This window comes from Phyllobacterium sp. MT110 (genome assembly GCF_058792715.1).
Genome location: NZ_JBXAFE010000002.1, coordinates 455,029 through 472,965 on the forward strand (window position 1 = coordinate 455,029; position 17,937 = coordinate 472,965).

Sequence of the window (17,937 nt, forward strand, 5' to 3'; positions counted from 1 at the left end):
GCCATGAGCGCCGCTCCGGAAAAGCACGATATTGTCATTGTCGGCGCCGGTATCATCGGCGTTGCCATCGCGGCTTTTCTGGGCGAAGCCGGGCGCAGGGTTCTGGTGATCGATCACCAGGGCATCTGCGAAGGGACGAGCTCCGGCAATGCCGGGGCCCTGGCTTTTTCCGACATATTGCCGATGGCCTCGAAAGGGGTCATGGCCAAGGTTCCGGGCTGGCTGATGGACCCGCTCGGGCCGTTCACCATCCGGCCGTCCTACCTTCCCAGGCTGGCGCCATGGCTCTACCGGTTCTGGCGCGCCAGCCGGCCGGACGTGCTGGAACGCACCATGGTGGCGCAGGGCGCGATGATGCGCCTCGCCGAGCCGGCAATGCTGGATCTGATGCAGCGCGCCGGTATCCGCCATATGGTGCGCGAGGATGGTTCGCTTGAGCTTTACGAGAGCGAGCATGAGCTCAATCTCTGTCTGCCCGGCTGGGCGGCACGGGAGAGGGCGGGCATCGCCTTCGAACATTTGCGCGGCGAAGCGCTGGCCGCATGCCAGCCAGGTCTGGCACGGCGCTTTGTCGCCGGAACGTTCGTTCCGGGATGGAAGACAGTCAGCGATCCCAAACATGTCGGCAAAGGGCTATGGGCCCATGCGGAAAAACTGGGCGCCCGCTTCGAGCGTGCAGACGTCGTTTCCGTCAGCGCGGACGATACGGGTGGTACAGTCACGCTTGCCGATGGGCGGACGGTCGTAACAGGCAAGCTCATCATTGCGGCCGGAGCCTGGTCACACCGGCTGGCGCGGCATCTCGGAGACCATATTCCGCTGGATACGGAGCGCGGCTACAACACCACATTGCCTGTCGGGGCCTTTGATCTGAAACGCCAGTTGATTTTCTCCGGTCACGGATTCGTCGTAACGCCGCTCGAAACCGGCGTGCGCGTTGGCGGAGCCGTCGAACTGGGCGGTCTCGACTTGCCCCCCAATTACAAGCGCTCGGACGTCATGCTGCAGAAAGCCAAGACCTTCCTGCCGGATCTTGATGTATCCGGCGGCCGGCAATGGATGGGATATCGTCCGTCGATGCCCGATTCCCTGCCGGTTATCGGCTATTCCAGGCAAAGCAAAAATGTTCTCTATGCCTTTGGTCACGGGCATCTGGGCTTGACCCAGTCCGCCGCCACGGGACGACTGATCTGCGATCTCATCGAGGGCCGGCGGCCGTCGATCCCGATCGATCCCTTTAATCCGCAACGCTTTTAGGACCCTGTACATCATGGCGCGTCATTCCTTCTTCTGTGTCGACGGTCACACCTGTGGTAACCCGGTACGTCTCGTGGCAGGGGGAGGGCCAAATCTCACCGGCTCGACCATGATGGAAAAACGCGCGCATTTCCTGCGCGAATTCGACTGGATCCGTACCGGTCTGATGTTCGAGCCGCGCGGCCACGACATGATGTCCGGTTCCATTCTCTATCCGCCGACCCGCGAGGATTGCGATGTGGCGGTGCTGTTCATCGAGACGTCGGGCTGTCTGCCCATGTGCGGCCACGGCACCATCGGCACGGTGACGATGGCGATCGAACACGGCCTGATTACCCCGAAGACTCCAGGCATATTGAGGCTGGATACCCCGGCCGGTCTGGTGGTCGCCGAATACACGCAGGAAGGCCAGTATGTCACCAGCGTGCGCATCACCAACGTTCCGGCCTTTCTCTATGCGGAAGGGCTGGAAGTGGAATGTCCGGACCTCGGGACACTGCATGTGGATGTTGCCTATGGCGGCAATTTCTATGCAATCGTCGATCCGCAGAAGAACTTCCGGGATATGGCGGATTACCGGGCGCTCGATCTTATCGGCTGGAGCCCGGTTTTGCGCGAGCGTCTGAACGAGAGATATACGTTCCAGCACCCGGAAAAGCCCGATATCAACACACTCAGCCATATCCTGTGGACCGGGGCGCCGACCAGGCCGGAAGCGCATGCGCGCAATGCCGTGTTCTACGGTGACAAGGCGATTGACCGCTCCCCCTGCGGCACGGGTACATCGGCCCGCATGGCGCAACTGACGGCAAAGGGGAAATTGAAGCCTGGAGACGACTTCGTGCATGAATCGATCATCGGCTCGCTGTTTCATGGCCGGGTGGAATCGGCCACCCATGTCGGCGATCGCGATGCAATAATACCCTCGGTCGCGGGGTGGGCGCGGATGACCGGTTACAGCACGATCTTTATCGATGACCGCGATCCCTTCGCTCACGGCTTTGTGGTCAAGTGAGCCTTGCCCGGCCCGTTCCGACAATAAGGCGGGGATAGGTAATTCAGTTAAATCAGAGGCATTTGCTGTAAATTTCGTCAACAAATGACGAAAATTTGGTGAAAAATTTCGCACGGAGTATGCAAGCAAATGTGATGCCGCTGTTTGTGCTAAAAAAGCTGTTGCTTTCTTTAACGCAGACGTTACGTGTAAAGAGGTTGGGGTAAACGGGAACCGGATAAAAAAACCGGATAAGAAACTTCCCAATGAAAATGAGGGGTATCGTTGCGATGGAGTACTTCATCCAGCAATCGATCAACGGTCTGACACTCGGTTCAATCTACGGACTGATCGCAATCGGCTATACGATGGTCTACGGGATCATCGGCATGATCAACTTCGCCCATGGCGACGTTTTCATGCTTGGCGCGTTCATGGCGATGATCGTTTTTCTTGCTTTAACCACGTTTATCGGCGGCGTCCCTGTTGTGCTGGCGCTGCTCCTTATGATGCTTGTCGCCATGCTGCTGACAGGGTTGTGGAGCTGGACAATCGAGCGTCTTGCCTACCGGCCGCTACGCGGATCGTTCCGCCTCGCGCCGTTGATCACGGCGATCGGCATGTCGATCGCGCTGTCCAATTTCGTGCAGGTCACACAGGGCCCGCGCAACAAGCCGATCCCGCCGCTCGTCAATGGCGGTGTGACAATCTACGGCACGGGCATCACCATCGCCTACAAGCAGATGGTGATCGTTATCGTCACCGCGATCCTGCTTGCCGCATTCTGGTATCTGGTCAACCGGACCACGCTCGGGCGGGCCCAGCGTTCCTGCGAGCAGGACCGCAAGATGGCCGCACTCCTCGGTATCGACGTGGACAAGACGATTTCCATGACCTTCGTCATGGGCGCCATGCTCGCTGCGGTCGCCGGAACGCTCTACCTCATGTTCTACGGTGTCATCTCCTTCACCGATGGTTTCACACCCGGCGTCAAGGCGTTTACGGCCGCGGTGCTCGGCGGTATCGGCTCATTGCCCGGTGCGGTGGTCGGCGGCCTGCTGATCGGGCTGATCGAAGCGTTGTGGTCTGCCTATTTCTCCATCGATTACAAGGATGTGGCTGCATTTTCGATCCTTGCAATCGTCCTGATCTTCCTGCCCTCCGGCATTCTTGGTCGGCCCGAAGTCGAAAAGGTCTGAGCTTATGGCTGATATCCAATCTTCAGGACAGGATTCCGTCTACGTGAAAGCCGTCAGGGAAGCGGTGATTGCCGGAATCATCGCGTTCGGCCTGTTCTTCCTTGTCATTGGTTTCCGCACCGACCAGAACATCAACAATGAACTGGTTCTCGCCCAGCGCTGGGGCTTGCTGGCGATCTTCGTGGCCGTGGCTGCCATTGGGCGCTTCATCTTCGCAGCGTTCATTACGCCGTCGCGGGAACAGGCGAAGCTGGCCAAAAGCAAGGTGCCAGCGGCTGCCAAGATTGACCGCCGCTCGCTCAAGGCGACGGTGTCGCGGTTTGGCCTTGCCCTGCTTTTCACCTACCCCTTCGTCGTCATCCTGATCCTGGCGCTGATTCAGTTCGCGGTGACCGGACAATGGTCGTTCCAGAGCGGTGTGCAGGGCTCGCTCAAATATGTCGACAATTTCGGTATCCAGATCCTGATCTACGTCATGCTGGCATGGGGTCTGAACATCGTCGTGGGTCTCGCTGGCCTGCTCGATCTTGGGTATGTCGCCTTCTACGCGGTCGGCGCCTATTCCTACGCCCTGCTCTCCGCGCATTTCGGCCTGTCCTTCTGGCTGCTCCTGCCGATGGCCGGTATCTTTGCCGCCACGTGGGGCATTGTGCTCGGCTTTCCGGTGCTGCGGCTGCGGGGTGACTATCTTGCCATTGTCACGTTGGCCTTTGGTGAGATCATCCGTCTTGTGCTGATCAACTGGACCGTTGTGACCAAGGGTACATTCGGTATCTCCGGTATTGCCAAGGCCACCATGTTCGGCATTCCCTTCACGCCAGGCCCCACCGGTTTTGCCGCCATGTTCGGCCTGCCGAACTCCGGCGTCTACTACAAGATTTTCCTCTATTATCTCATTCTGTTCCTTGCTCTCCTGACCGCCTGGGTGACGATCCGCCTGCGCCGCATGCCGATCGGCCGCGCCTGGGAAGCGTTGCGCGAGGACGAGATCGCCTGCCGGTCCCTCGGCATCAACACGACGACCACCAAGCTGACGGCTTTTGCCACCGGCGCGATGTTCGGCGGGTTTGCCGGGTCATTCTTCGCTGCCCGCCAAGGGTTCGTCAGTCCTGAATCCTTCGTGTTCCTCGAATCGGCGATCATTCTTGCCATCGTCGTGCTCGGCGGCATGGGATCGCTCATCGGTATCGCCATCGCCGCGGCGGTGATGATCGGCGGCACGGAACTCCTGCGCGAACTGGAATTCCTCAAGCTGATCTTCGGCAACGATTTTACGCCGGAACTCTATCGTATGCTGCTGTTCGGTCTCGCCATGATTGTCGTCATGGTGTGGAAGCCGCGCGGATTTGTCGGTAACCGGGAACCGAGTGCCTTCCTGCACGAGCGCAAGATGATCTCCAGCGAGTTTACGAAAGAAGGGCACGGCTGATGGTTTCGGAAGTGCGTAACAATCCCAGCGCCGTGCTGCGCGTTGAACATCTCTCGATGAAGTTTGGCGGGCTTATCGCCATCAACGACCTGAACTTCGAAGCCAAGCGCGGGGATATCACCGCCCTGATCGGCCCGAACGGTGCAGGCAAGACCACGGTGTTCAATTGCATCACCGGATTCTACAAGCCGACCGAAGGCATGCTGACCATGACCCGCCAGAATGGCGAGGAATATCTTCTGGAGCGCATGGCCGACTTCGTCATCACCAAGAAGGCGAAAGTGGCACGCACGTTCCAGAACATCCGGCTGTTCTCTGGGCTGACCGTTCTGGAGAACCTGCTGGTTGCCCAGCACAATCCCCTGATGCTGTCGTCGGGTTATACGATCCTCGGTCTTCTCGGCTTTCCCACTTACAAGAAGGCCGCCGCCGACGCGATCGAGAAAGCCCGTTTCTGGCTGCAGAAGATCAACCTCATCGACCGTGCCGACGACCCGGCAGGCGATCTGCCCTATGGCGCCCAGCGGCGTCTCGAGATCGCCCGCGCCATGTGCACCGATCCGGAGCTTCTCTGCCTGGACGAACCCGCCGCCGGTCTCAACGCGCGTGAATCGGCGGAGCTGAACCAGCTGTTGCTCAGCATCCGCGATGAAACAGGAACGTCGATCATCCTGATCGAGCATGACATGTCCGTGGTAATGGAAATCTCCGATCACGTTGTTGTACTCGAATACGGCACCAAGATTTCCGACGGAACGCCGGCGAGCGTGAAGAATGACCCGAAGGTCATTGCCGCCTACCTCGGTGTCGAGGACGAAGAGGTGGTCGAACTGATCGAGCACGTCGTGGCGACCGGCAATGATGATATCACTGCGGCCGTTGATCTTTTATCCACGGAGGCCATCCAGGAAATCACCGAGACGCACCCGGAAGCGCTGGCGGCTGCAACGGCCGAAGCTGCGGCAAAGCCCGCCGGTCCGGCAATCAAGGCGGGAGCGACCGCCAATGCGCTCGCCGCACCGCGCGGCGGCACGCCCGACAACCTGACCCTGATCAAGGGGATTGGCCCGGTCAACGAGCGCCGGCTCAACGAACATGGCATTTTCCATTTCGACCAGATCGCGGCCTGGAAGAAGGCCGATGTGATCGCCGCCGAAGCCTATCTGGCGTTTGACGGGCGCATCGCGCGCGAAGACTGGATCGGCCAGGCCAAAAAGCTGGCGAAAGAGAGCCAGGGCAAACCGGCTGCGAAGAAGACCGGAGGGGCGAAGTAATGTCGGAAACACAAACTCTTCCGAGGACCGGGGCCCTTCTCAGCGTCGAGAACGTTGAGACCTATTACGGCAATATCCGCGCGCTCAGCGGCGTCAGCGTCCATGCGGATGCCGGTGAAATCGTCACGCTGATCGGCGCCAACGGCGCCGGCAAGTCGACGCTGATGATGACCATTTTCGGCATGCCTCGGGCCCGCAAGGGCCGGGTGATGTTTGCTGGCCAGGACATCACGCAATTGCCGACCCATGAGATCGCGCGCCTGCGCATCGCCCAGTCGCCGGAAGGCCGCCGGATATTCCCGCGTATGACTGTGCAGGAAAACCTGCAGATGGGCGCCAGCCTCGACAATCTGGAGTTTTATGACGAGGACGTGCGCAAGGTTTTCGACCTGTTTCCGCGCCTGAAGGAACGCATCAACCAGCGCGGCGGTACCCTGTCGGGCGGTGAGCAGCAAATGCTGGCCATCGGCCGCGCATTGATGGCGCGTCCGCGCCTGCTGCTTCTGGATGAGCCGTCGCTGGGTCTTGCTCCGTTGATCATCAAGCACATTTTCGAGGCGATCAAGGAACTGAACAAGTCCACGGGCCTGACGGTGTTTCTGGTTGAACAGAATGCCTTCGGCGCGCTGAAACTGGCGGATCGCGGCTATGTGATGGTCAATGGTATCGTGACGATGAGCGGATCGAGCAAGGATCTTCTCGCCAATCCGGAAGTGCGCGCGGCCTATCTTGAGGGCGGACGTCACTGACAAAAATAGGGCCGGCTTTCCAGCGGGTCTGGAAAATCCGGTGCTGCAAGGGGAATACTGCCATGCAAGGCATTCTGTACGAAGAACCCTCATTCTGGCTGTTTGTGCTGGTAACCTGCGTCATGGGTGGCTGGGCCGCATGGATGGCGGGCCGCGCCTGCGCCAAGACATGGCGTTCCCATACAATCCTGATCTTCTATATGCTGCTTCTCGGCATCGGCGTCCGCTTCATCCACTTCGCGCTGTTTGAGGGCACGATGGTGACGCTGCACTACTACGTCGTCGACACGATCGTGCTGATCATCATCGGTACATTGGGCTATCGCTACACCCGGACAAACCAGATGGTTCAGCAATATCACTGGCTCTATGAAAAAGTTTCCCCCTTCTCGTTCAAGGAAAGAAAAGGGGCCTAAGCAATCTCGCTGACGCGAAATGAATCAGCGTGACAACCGCCGGAAAATCGGCAAATGTGGTCTTCAAGCGATGGGAAGATTTCATCGTTAGGGGTTTCGTAAGTACCTAGAAAATGGGAGTTTTCAAATGAAGAAGTCACTGTTCTCGGGTGTTGCTGTTGCAGCAATGCTCGCTTTGGGCGGTCACGCCTATGCTGATCTTCTGGTCGGTATTGGTGCTCCGTTGACCGGCCCCAATGCCGCTTACGGCGCGCAGATCCAGAAGGGTGCCGAAGCCGCCGCAGAGGTGGTCAATGCGGCTGGCGGCGTGAATGGCGAAAAGATCAAATTCGTTCTGGGCGATGACGTTTCCGACGCCAAGCAGGGCGTTTCGGTTGCCAACAAGTTCGTTGCCGATGGCGTGAAGTTCGTTGTCGGTCACTTCAATTCCGGCGTATCCATTCCGGCATCCGAAGTCTATGCGGAAAACGGCATTGTTGAAGTAACACCAGCCGCGACAAACCCTGTGTTCACCGAACGCGGCCTGTGGAACACATTCCGCACCTGCGGTCGCGATGACCAGCAGGGTGCCATTGCCGGTGCCTATATCGCCGAGCATTACAAGGATGCAAAGATCGCGGTCATCCATGACAAGACGCCTTATGGTCAGGGTCTTGCCGATGAAACCAAGAAGACGATTGAAGCAAAGGGCTTGAAGCCTGTTCTTTATGAAGGCGTCAACGTTGGCGACAAGGACTTCTCCGCACTGATCGCCAAGGCAAAGCAGGCCGGCGTGACCGTCCTTTATTGGGGTGGTCTGCATACCGAAGCTGGTCTGATCATCCGCCAGCTGGCTGATCAGGGCCTGAAGGTCAAGTTCATCTCCGGCGACGGCATCGTCACCAACGAGCTCGCAGCGATTGCCGGCGACGCCGTGGTTGGTACGCTCAACACGTTCGGTCCCGATCCGCGCAACAACCCGGCCAACAAGGAACTGGTCGAGAAGTTCCGCAAGGCCGGTTTTGAGCCGGAAGCCTACACCCTCTACGCTTATGCAGCCGTGCAGGCCATCGTCGAAGCAGCAACCGCTGCTAAGTCGAACGACCCTGAAACCGTTGCCAAGGCTCTGAAGGGAAAAGGCCCGTTCAAGTCGGTTCTCGGCGATATCTCCTTTGACGAAAAGGGCGATCCGAAGCTTCCAGGCTACGTCATGTACGAATGGAAGAAGGACAAGGACGGCAAGTACACCTACATCCAGCAGTAAGCCTTTCCGCTTGCTATCTCATGCGAAATGCCCGGCTCTCATGCCGGGCATTTTGCCGTTGGACATTTCACCGTCTTGTGATCAATATGCATTGTTTGCAGTGCAGCAATCACCCCGCCAATAGGGTTTTACCACTCATATTGCCTCTATGAGATTTCGGAGTTTTCGCCTTGCCTATCAAGAAGATCCTCGTCGCCAATCGATCAGAAATCGCCATCCGTGTTTTCCGCGCCGCCAACGAGCTTGGCATGAAAACCGTGGCGATATGGGCGGAGGAAGACAAGCTGGCGCTGCACCGTTTCAAGGCGGATGAGTCCTATCAGGTTGGGCGCGGCCCGCATCTGGCCAAAGACATGGGGCCGATCGAAAGCTATCTGTCGATCGAGGAAATCATCCGGGTGGCAAAGCTGTCGGGCGCCGACGCCATCCATCCGGGCTATGGCCTCTTGTCCGAAAGCCCGGAATTTGCCGAGGCCTGCGGTGAAGCTGGAATTATCTTCATCGGGCCGAAGCCGGAAACCATGCGCCGCCTCGGCAACAAGGTTGCTGCCCGCAATCTCGCCATCGAGATCGGCGTTCCGGTCGTGCCGGCAACTGACCCGCTGCCCGACGACATGGACGAGGTGAAGAAGCTCGCCGAGACGATCGGCTACCCCGTCATGCTGAAGGCATCCTGGGGTGGCGGCGGGCGCGGCATGCGCGCCATTTTCTCGCCGGATGATATTGCCCGCGAGGTCACCGAAGGCAAGCGCGAGGCCAAGGCCGCCTTCGGCAAGGATGAAGTCTACCTTGAAAAGCTGGTGCAGCGCGCGCGCCACGTCGAGGTGCAGATACTTGGCGATACGCACGGCAATGCGGTGCATCTGTTCGAGCGCGATTGTTCGATCCAGCGCCGCAACCAGAAGGTTGTCGAGCGCGCGCCGGCACCTTACCTCAACGAGGCGCAGCGCAAGGAGATTGCCGATTACGGCCTGAAGATTGCCGCGAAAACCGCTTATATCGGTGCGGGCACCATCGAATTCCTGATGGATGCCGACACAAACCAGTTCTATTTCATCGAGGTCAATCCGCGTATTCAGGTGGAACACACGGTGACCGAGGAAGTCACCGGCATCGATATCGTCAAGGCGCAGATCCGCATTCTGGAAGGCGCGACGATCGGAACACCGGAATCCGGCGTTCCCGCGCAAAAGGATATCAAGCTGAACGGCCACGCGTTGCAGTGCCGCATCACCACGGAAGATCCCGAACAGAACTTCATTCCGGATTACGGCCGTATCACCGCCTATCGCGGTGCAACCGGTTTCGGCATCCGGCTGGACGGCGGCACCGCCTATTCGGGCGCTGTCATCACCCGCTATTACGATCCGCTTCTGGAAAAGATCACGGCGTGGTCGCCGACGGCCGACGAGACGATCCAGCGTATGCACCGCGCCTTGCGCGAGTTCCGCATCCGCGGTGTTGCCACCAACCTGACCTTCCTTGAAGCCATCATCACCCATCCGAAGTTTGCCGATAACAGCTACACGACGAAGTTCATCGATACGACGCCGGAGCTGTTCGCACAGGTGAAGCGCCAGGATCGGGCCACCAAGCTTCTGACCTATCTGGCCGATGTCACCGTCAATGGCCATCCGGAAACCAAGGGCCGTGCCACGCCGCCGGCCGAAGCGGCGCTGCCGCGGGTGCCGTTCATTGAGGCACCGATCCCGGATGGCACCAAGCAGCTGCTGGATCAGTTGGGGCCGAAGAAGTTCGCCGAATGGATGCGCAATGAAAAGCGCGCCCTGTTCACCGATACCACCATGCGCGATGGCCATCAGTCCCTGCTGGCAACGCGGATGCGCACCTTCGATATCGCCCGGGTTGCCGGTACCTATGCGCGCGCCTTGCCGCAGCTGTTCTCGCTGGAGTGCTGGGGCGGCGCGACGTTTGACGTGGCCATGCGCTTTCTGACGGAAGATCCATGGGAGCGGCTTGCAGACGTGCGCGAAGCGGCACCGAACATCCTGTTGCAGATGCTGCTGCGCGGCGCCAATGGCGTTGGCTACAAGAGCTATCCCGACAATGTGGTCAAGTATTTCGTGCAGCAGGCCGCCCGCAACGGCGTCGATGTGTTCCGCGTGTTCGACAGCCTCAACTGGGTCGAGAACATGCGCGTCACCATGGATGCGGTGCTGGAGGAGGACAAGCTGTGTGAAGCCGCCATCTGCTACACCGGCGATATCCTGAATTCCGCCCGGCCGAAATACGACCTGAAATATTATGTCGATCTGGCGCAGGAAGTGGAAAAGGCCGGCGCACATATCATCGCGGTCAAGGACATGGCCGGGCTGCTCAAGCCGGGCGCTGCCAAGGTGCTGTTCAAGGCATTGCGCGAGGCGACCGACCTGCCGCTGCATTTCCACACGCATGACACGTCGGGCATCTCAGCGGCAACCGTGCTTGCCGCCGTGGATGCGGGAGTCGACGTTGTCGATGCTGCCATGGATGCCCTGTCCGGCAATACCTCGCAGCCCTGTCTCGGTTCGATCGTCGAAGCCCTCAAGGGCACGGAACGCGATCCAGGGCTTGATCCGGAATGGATCCGCCGCATCTCGTTCTACTGGGAGGCGGTCCGCACCCAATATGCGGCATTCGAAAGCGATCTGAAGGGACCGGCATCGGAAGTCTATCTGCACGAGATGCCGGGCGGCCAGTTCACCAACCTGAAGGAACAGGCACGCTCGCTCGGCCTTGAAACGCGCTGGCACGAAGTGGCGCAGGCTTATGCTGACGTCAATCAGATGTTCGGCGATATCGTCAAGGTCACGCCGTCATCCAAGGTCGTGGGCGATATGGCGCTGATGATGGTCAGCCAGGATTTGTCCGTCGCCGACGTGAAGAACCCGGACAAGGATATTTCCTTCCCGGATTCGGTGGTTTCGATGATGCGCGGCGATCTCGGCCAACCGCCGAAGGGCTGGCCCAAAGATATCCAGAAGAAGATCCTGAAAGCAGAAAAGCCATTCACCGTTCGGCCCGGCTCACTGCTGGCACCGGCCGATCTCGTGACCGAGCGCAAGGACATTGAGGAAAAGCTGGAGCGCAAGGTTAGCGATCAGGAATTTGCCTCCTATCTGATGTATCCAAAGGTGTTCACCGATTTTGCCGTGACGCATGGCACTTACGGTCCGACCAGTGTGCTGCCGACACATGTCTATTTCTACGGGCTGGCGCAGGAAGAGGAAGTCTTCCTCGATATCGAGCGTGGCAAAACCCTGGTTGTACGCAATCAGGCGGTGGGTGAGCCGGATGAGAAGGGCATGGTCACAGTGTTCTTCGAAATGAACGGCCAGCCGCGCCGCGTGAAGGTGCCTGACCGCACCCGTGCGGGCAGCGTCGGTGTCCGCCGCAAGGCAGAGCTTGGTAATGACAAGCATGTCGGTGCGCCGATGCCGGGTATTGTGTCCACCGTGGGCGTCTCGGTTGGCCAGAAGGTCAATGCGGGTGACGTGCTTCTCTCGATCGAGGCGATGAAGATGGAAACGGCCCTGCGCGCCGAACGGGATGGAACGCTGGCTGAAATTCTGGTCCGCGCCGGTGACCAGATCGATGCCAAGGACCTGCTCGCCGTTTACGAGTAAGGGCTATCCGGTCCGCATAGCCGGCCGCGTCGTGCCCCTGAGCTCAATCTTGGGGCGCGGCGGGATGGTCATGTGCTGATGGCCGTTTTCCTCGTGCGTGGTTCGACAAGCTCACCATGAGGGAAGTGGAGGATTGCAGGGAGCCTGTTCTGCAACGCTCCAATTGGCCTTGCAGCCCTCCACTTCCCTCATGGTGAGCTTGTCGAACCACGCACAAAGCTGCTGCCCATCACCCGATGTAACATGTTATGCCGATATGTGCGCATATCGGCATAAACAGGCATTGAATAGTGCGCATATGCGAAGTATGGTCGGGTCGTTGAGTTCCGCAGCCGATGCGGAATATGAGCGCGCACGTGCAGGGTATTCCCACAATGACCAAAGACCTGTCGCCGGAAGAGCGGAAGAGCATGATCCTCAAACGGGTCAATGAATCCGGCCGCGTTCTGGCGAATGCCGTTGCGACGGAATTCGGGGTTTCGGAAGATTCCATCCGCCGGGATTTGCGCGAATTATCCGAAGCAGGGCTTGTCCAGCGCTTCCATGGCGGTGCAGCGCGCAGCAGTTCGAGCTTTCGCAGCTTTCAGCAGCGCGCCAAGGATGAAACGGCCGGGAAAAAGGCGGTTGCCGCCGTTGCCGCTGAACGAATTGCCGCGAATTCCACCATGCTTCTCGATTCGAGCACGACCGTGCTTGAGTTTGTGCGCGCCCTGCCGGTCAACCTGCAGATGCGCATCATCACCAGTTCGCCGGATATTGCCTCGGCCGCTCTCGACCATCCCCTGTGCGAGGTTATTCTCCTCGGCGGCACGCTGAATCGTTTCACCCGCAGCGTCATCGGGCAGTCGCCGCTTGCCGAAGTGCAGCTCATGCACGTCGATTACTGTGTGCTCGGCGCCTGTGCCATCGACGAGAGCCTGACACTGCGCGCCGAGAACTACGAGGACGCGCATTTGAAACTGGCCATGAGCAGGGCGAGCAATGAAGTGATGCTGCTTGCCACGGCTGAAAAGCTGCTGAAGCAGGCGCCCTTTGCCATTGCGCCCATCTCGGCCATATCGACGCTGATTACCGACAGAACCGCCGACCCGTCGATTGTTGAGCGGATTCGCGGCGTGGGTGTCGAAGTCGTCATCGCCGACAGACGCGGTGCGTGATGTCCATCCTGTCCGAAATTCAAGCTGGTGATAAAACTATGGATGCCTCCGTCTACAGGAAGAAAGCCGTCTATGGCCGCTGGGCAGTTGCCAGCGCTTTCTTTTTCAATGGATTTCTGATCGGCAGCTGGGCGCCGCAGATCCCCGTGTTCATGACCCGCCTGCACATCAGCGAGTTCACGCTCGGCCTGATGATCCTGGTGTTTGGCCTTGGCGCCCTGGCGGCGATGCCCTGGTGCGGCTACCTCATCGGCCGGTACGGCTCGCGCGCGGTGGTGAAGGGCTTTGCCGTCTTCTGCAGCTTTTCCCTGCTCTTGGTGGCGCTGGCTCCGAATGTTTATATCGCGGCGCCCGCGCTTTTCCTCTTCGGTGCCGTCATCGGGGGCATGGATGTGGCCATGAACGCCAATGCCGTCGAGGTGGAGAAAAAACTGTCGCGCGCCGTCATGTCATCCTCACACGGGTTCTGGAGCCTTGGCGGCTTCGCCGGCGGCGCCCTAGGCGGTCTGCTGATCGAAGCACAGGGTCATCTGGTTCACGCGGCGGTGGTCACAGCCATTGCGGTTGCTCTGGGGTTAGCCGCGTTCCGCTACATGATCACAGAAGATGCGCCGGTGGTGCACGAGAAAAAGGGCAAGCTGGCTTTCCCGACCAACCCGCTGATTTATCTCATCGGCATCATGGCGCTTTTCTCCATGGTTCCGGAAGGGTCGGTTCTCGACTGGGCGGCTCTCTACCTCAAGCAGGAGCGCGGTGCCGATATTGCCACGGCCGGATTTGCCTTCGCCGCATTTTCGGGAACGATGTCCGTCATGCGCTTTCTCGGCGACGGCGTGCGCAACCGCTTCGGTGCGGTGAAGACATTGCGCATTTCCGCGCTGATCGGCGCGTCAGGTATGCTGGTTGCAAGCCTTGCGCCAAGCCCCTGGATCGCCATTCTGGCCTTTGCATTTGCGGGGCTGGGCATTGCCAATATGGTGCCCATCGCCTTCTCGGCTGCGGGCAACCAGAAGGGAACGTCTTCGGGCGTTGCCCTCAGCCTTGTCACGCTGATGGGCTATTCCGGCATTCTGGTCGCGCCGTCGGCCATTGGCTTTGTCGGCGGGCGCACGGGGTTCGGTCCGGTCTATATGGTGCTCGCCTGCCTGCTCGTTGTGGTGTTCCTGATGGCCAATCTTGCCGCCAGCGCCGACCGCAACGAAAACCCGGGCACCTGATCTATGCCCGGCGGCTTGCCGCGACCGCCGGTTTCTTGCGCTGCAGCAGAAAGTCGGTCACCCTCCGTCCGGCCTTGTGGGCTTTCAAACCGACATTCATTTCGGGAGAAAGCTCACCCGAGAGATCGAGTGTCGCGTGTTCGCCCACCGCATCGAAATGCTCTTCCAGCCAGTCATCGGCAGCGGCCTGGCCGAGGTCGCGCAGATATTCGAGAAAGGCCCATTCCGCGTTGATTTTCGATGAGGCCGCCAGGCCAGCCAGCGCCACATCGGCATCGATACGGTGCATGCGGATATGCTTGTATTCGCCGTGTTCGATCCGGCCTGCGTCGATCAGCGAATTGACGAAGGCAATCGAACGGAACTCACGCAGCAGCGCTGCATTGAAGGTGATCTCGTCGATACGGTCGGTGATTTCGCGGGCGGTCTTCGGCGCGCCGCGCCGTTCGATCGGGTTGATCTGGATAAGCAGCAGGTCTTCGCTCTTGGTCGAATAGAAGAAGGGATAGAGCGCCGGGTTGCCGCCATAGCCGCCATCCCAGTAGGGTTCACCTTCAATCTCAACCGCCTGGAAAATATAGGGAAGGCACGCGGAGGCCATCACCACATCGGCATTGAGCTCCGACTGGGAAAAGACCCGCAGGCGGCCGCTTTCCACATTGGTTGCCGAGATGAACAGCTTGAGCGCCGAACAGGCTTTCACCCGGTCGAAATCAATCTCACGCTCGACCACATCCCGCAGCGGGTTGAGGTTGAACGGGTTGAACTCATAGGGCGAAAACATGCGCGAGAACTGCTCGAACAGATTGTACCCGACGCCGTTCTCGACGGACCAGTTGCCAAAAAAGCGGTCCCAGGGCGTGCGCTGAACCGGGCTGAACTGCCCGGTGCGGCCCACCGCCCGCCAGAACTCATAGAGCTTCTCGCGGGCGCCATCGGGACCGTTGCGGCTCCAGCCATCAGCCAGCGCGACAGCATTCATGGCGCCGGCGCTGGTGCCGGATATGCCCTCGATGGTCAGTCGGCCATCTTCCAGAATGCGGTCGAGAACACCCCAGGTGAAGGCGCCGTGCGAGCCGCCGCCCTGCAGCGCGATGTTGATGACCTTGGGTTTGTGGTTCATCACTGCGCCGTCCAGCCGCCATCGACGGAGATGGATGTACCGGTGATCTGCGCCGCCGCATCGCTGGCGAGAAACACCACCGTCGCGCCGATCTGGTCGACCGTGGCGAATTCCTTGGTCGCCTGCCTGTCGAGCATGACTTCGCGGATGACGGTTTCGCGGTCCATGTTGTGCGCTTTCATCTGGTCGGGGATCTGAGCCTCGACGAGCGGTGTCAGGACATAACCGGGGCAGATGGCGTTGCTGGTGATATGCTTTTCCGCCACTTCCAGCGCGACGGTTTTGGTCAATCCGAGAATGCCGTGCTTGGCCGCCACATAAGCCGACTTGAACGGCGATGCGCGCAGGCCATGCGCCGAGGCGATATTGACGATGCGGCCCCATCCGGCCTTCTTCATATAGGGAAGCGCGGCAGCGGTGGTGTGGAACGCCGAGGTCAGGTTGATGGCGATGATCGCATCCCATTTTTCCGTCGGGAATTCGTCGACAGGGGCGACAAACTGGATGCCGGCATTGTTGACCAGCACATCGACGCTGCCGAATGTCGCGGCGGCCTGGTCGATCAGGGCACGGCATTCGTCACCCTTGGACATGTCGGCCTTGATATAGGCGACGCCGGTGGAATGCTGTGCGGCGATCTCCTTGGCAAGATCGTGGTCTTCCGGGCGGTCCGTGAAGGAATTGATCACCACATTGTAACCCGCCGCTGCGAGGGCGTGGGCGGAACCCAGTCCGATGCCGGAGTTGGAACCTGTGACGACTGCGGTCTTCTTGGCCATGAGAAACTTCCTTTGGTTTAACAACCGTGTTGAAGGCGTCTGGAATATATTGCATTGCAGCAAAAATACCAGCTTTGGAACGTGAACACTTTGTCATACGGTTCACTGTGGCGTGATCGGGAAGCGCATTTGCTTTGAATTTGCCGCGTTCATGTCACATGGTGTTGACACAAGGCGTTCCCTGCGCCACGTGAAGGGAATATCTGGAGTTTGACAATGTCTGACTATTATTCGCAGCCCTTTGCCCGCCGCGCCTCCGTTGGCGTCGATGTGGGCGGGGTCATGGTTGGCGGAGGCGCGCCCGTCGTCGTGCAGTCGATGACCAATACGGATACAGCCGATGTGGACGGCACCGTTGCGCAGGTGGCAGCCCTTTCCCGCGCGGGATCGCAGATCGTCCGTATCACCGTTGACCGGGATGAATCCGCTGCCGCTGTGCCGAAAATCCGCGAAAGGTTGGACCGGCTTGGCCTGAACGTACCGCTGGTTGGCGATTTCCATTATATCGGTCACAAACTGCTGACGGACCATCCGGCCTGCGCCGAAGCGCTGGCGAAATACCGCATCAATCCGGGCAATGTCGGCTTCAAGGACAAGAAGGATGCGCAGTTCGGCGCCATCATCGAAATGGCGATCCGCTATGACAAGCCGGTGCGCATCGGCGTCAACTGGGGTTCGCTCGATCAGGAACTGCTGACTGCGCTGATGGACCAGAACCATGCGGCCGGCGCGCCCCTGACGGCGGAACAGGTCATGCGCGAGGCCATTGTCCAGTCGGCGCTGATTTCCGCGCAGCTGGCCGAAGAAATCGGCCTGCCGCGCTCCAGAATCATTCTTTCCGCCAAGGTCAGCCAGGTGCAGGATCTGATCGCGGTTTATGCAGAGCTGGCGCGGCGCTGCGATCATGCGCTGCATCTCGGCCTTACCGAAGCCGGCATGGGCTCCAAGGGCATTGTCGCTTCCTCGGCGGCGCTCGGCATCCTCCTGCAGCAGGGTATCGGGGATACGATCCGCATATCGCTGACACCGGAACCGAACGGTGACCGGACACGCGAAGTGCAGGTGGCGCAGGAATTGCTGCAGACCATGGGCTTTCGCCAGTTCATCCCGATTGTCGCGGCCTGTCCCGGTTGCGGGCGCACCACATCCACCGTGTTTCAGGAACTGGCGCAGTCGATCCAGAGCGATATTCGCGACAACATGCCGGTCTGGCGCGAGAAATATCCCGGTGTCGAAGCGCTCAATGTCGCGGTGATGGGCTGCATCGTCAACGGGCCGGGCGAATCCAAGATGGCGGATATCGGCATTTCACTGCCGGGAACCGGCGAAACGCCGACGGCCCCGGTCTTTGTCGACGGCAAGAAAGTGGCGACCCTGCGCGGTGCGGGCATCGCCAAGGAATTCCAGAAGATGGTTGCCGACTATATCGAAAACCGCTTCGGCCAGGGCGCAGGCTCGCACGCGGCCGAATAGA

Annotated in this window: 14 protein-coding genes; 12 read left to right on the forward strand and 2 right to left on the reverse strand. The window is 59.6% G+C overall.

Annotated elements, in window-relative coordinates:
- The first annotated feature begins 3 nt into the window (after window positions 1-3).
- The 11 genes from AC1Q5O_RS13810 (at window position 4) to AC1Q5O_RS13860 (ending at window position 14,561) form a co-directional block, all read left to right on the forward strand.
- Window positions 4-1,257 (forward strand): NAD(P)/FAD-dependent oxidoreductase, encoded by a 1,254-nt coding sequence (locus tag AC1Q5O_RS13810; RefSeq protein WP_492563674.1) that lies wholly within the window; start codon window positions 4-6, stop codon window positions 1,255-1,257.
- A gap of 13 nt (window positions 1,258-1,270) precedes the next feature.
- Complete coding sequence (locus tag AC1Q5O_RS13815) at window positions 1,271-2,272, forward strand: 4-hydroxyproline epimerase (RefSeq protein ID WP_492563675.1); 1,002 nt, start codon at window positions 1,271-1,273, stop codon at window positions 2,270-2,272.
- A gap of 269 nt (window positions 2,273-2,541) precedes the next feature.
- A complete protein-coding gene (locus AC1Q5O_RS13820) occupies window positions 2,542-3,450 on the forward strand; it encodes a branched-chain amino acid ABC transporter permease (RefSeq protein ID WP_105734358.1) in 909 nt (302 codons plus the stop codon).
- A 4-nt stretch (window positions 3,451-3,454) separates the two neighbouring features.
- Complete coding sequence (gene livM / locus AC1Q5O_RS13825; protein ID WP_464661672.1) at window positions 3,455-4,879, forward strand: high-affinity branched-chain amino acid ABC transporter permease LivM; 1,425 nt, start codon at window positions 3,455-3,457, stop codon at window positions 4,877-4,879.
- Window positions 4,879-6,153, forward strand: a complete 1,275-nt coding sequence (locus AC1Q5O_RS13830; protein ID WP_492563676.1) for an ATP-binding cassette domain-containing protein — start codon at window positions 4,879-4,881, stop codon at window positions 6,151-6,153. Before livM ends, AC1Q5O_RS13830 begins: the two co-directional genes overlap by 1 nt.
- Window positions 6,153-6,902, forward strand: a complete 750-nt coding sequence (locus AC1Q5O_RS13835) for an ABC transporter ATP-binding protein (RefSeq protein ID WP_223613737.1) — start codon at window positions 6,153-6,155, stop codon at window positions 6,900-6,902. The genes AC1Q5O_RS13830 and AC1Q5O_RS13835 overlap by 1 nt, the downstream gene beginning before the upstream one ends.
- Window positions 6,903-6,964: 62 nt before the next feature.
- The gene (locus tag AC1Q5O_RS13840) at window positions 6,965-7,318 is read left to right on the forward strand and encodes a DUF6867 family protein (RefSeq protein ID WP_464661669.1); all 354 of its coding nucleotides are present in this window, start codon (window positions 6,965-6,967) and stop codon (window positions 7,316-7,318) included.
- Between the two features lie 127 nt (window positions 7,319-7,445).
- A complete protein-coding gene (locus AC1Q5O_RS13845; protein ID WP_223613735.1) occupies window positions 7,446-8,561 on the forward strand; it encodes a branched-chain amino acid ABC transporter substrate-binding protein in 1,116 nt (371 codons plus the stop codon).
- A 170-nt stretch (window positions 8,562-8,731) separates the two neighbouring features.
- A complete protein-coding gene (gene pyc / locus AC1Q5O_RS13850; RefSeq protein WP_492563680.1) occupies window positions 8,732-12,187 on the forward strand; it encodes a pyruvate carboxylase in 3,456 nt (1,151 codons plus the stop codon).
- A gap of 374 nt (window positions 12,188-12,561) precedes the next feature.
- Entirely contained in the window at window positions 12,562-13,344 is a 783-nt protein-coding gene (locus AC1Q5O_RS13855) for a DeoR/GlpR family DNA-binding transcription regulator (RefSeq protein WP_472462304.1), read from the forward strand.
- Window positions 13,345-13,382: 38 nt separating this feature from the next.
- Window positions 13,383-14,561, forward strand: a complete 1,179-nt coding sequence (locus tag AC1Q5O_RS13860; protein ID WP_492563682.1) for an MFS transporter — start codon at window positions 13,383-13,385, stop codon at window positions 14,559-14,561.
- A 1-nt stretch (window position 14,562) separates the two neighbouring features.
- On the opposite strand, the gene AC1Q5O_RS13865 is transcribed toward AC1Q5O_RS13860, so the two are convergent.
- Together AC1Q5O_RS13865 and AC1Q5O_RS13870 are read right to left on the reverse strand one after the other, a co-directional pair.
- Window positions 14,563-15,684, reverse strand: a complete 1,122-nt coding sequence (locus AC1Q5O_RS13865; protein WP_223613731.1) for a patatin-like phospholipase family protein — start codon at window positions 15,682-15,684, stop codon at window positions 14,563-14,565.
- Entirely contained in the window at window positions 15,684-16,463 is a 780-nt protein-coding gene (locus tag AC1Q5O_RS13870; protein ID WP_492563684.1) for a 3-hydroxybutyrate dehydrogenase, read from the reverse strand. The genes AC1Q5O_RS13865 and AC1Q5O_RS13870 overlap by 1 nt, the downstream gene beginning before the upstream one ends.
- 216 nt (window positions 16,464-16,679) lie before the next feature.
- Here AC1Q5O_RS13870 and ispG point away from each other — a divergent pair, with 216 nt between their 5' ends.
- A complete protein-coding gene (gene ispG, locus AC1Q5O_RS13875) occupies window positions 16,680-17,936 on the forward strand; it encodes a flavodoxin-dependent (E)-4-hydroxy-3-methylbut-2-enyl-diphosphate synthase (protein WP_492563686.1) in 1,257 nt (418 codons plus the stop codon).
- Window position 17,937: the final 1 nt, after the last annotated feature.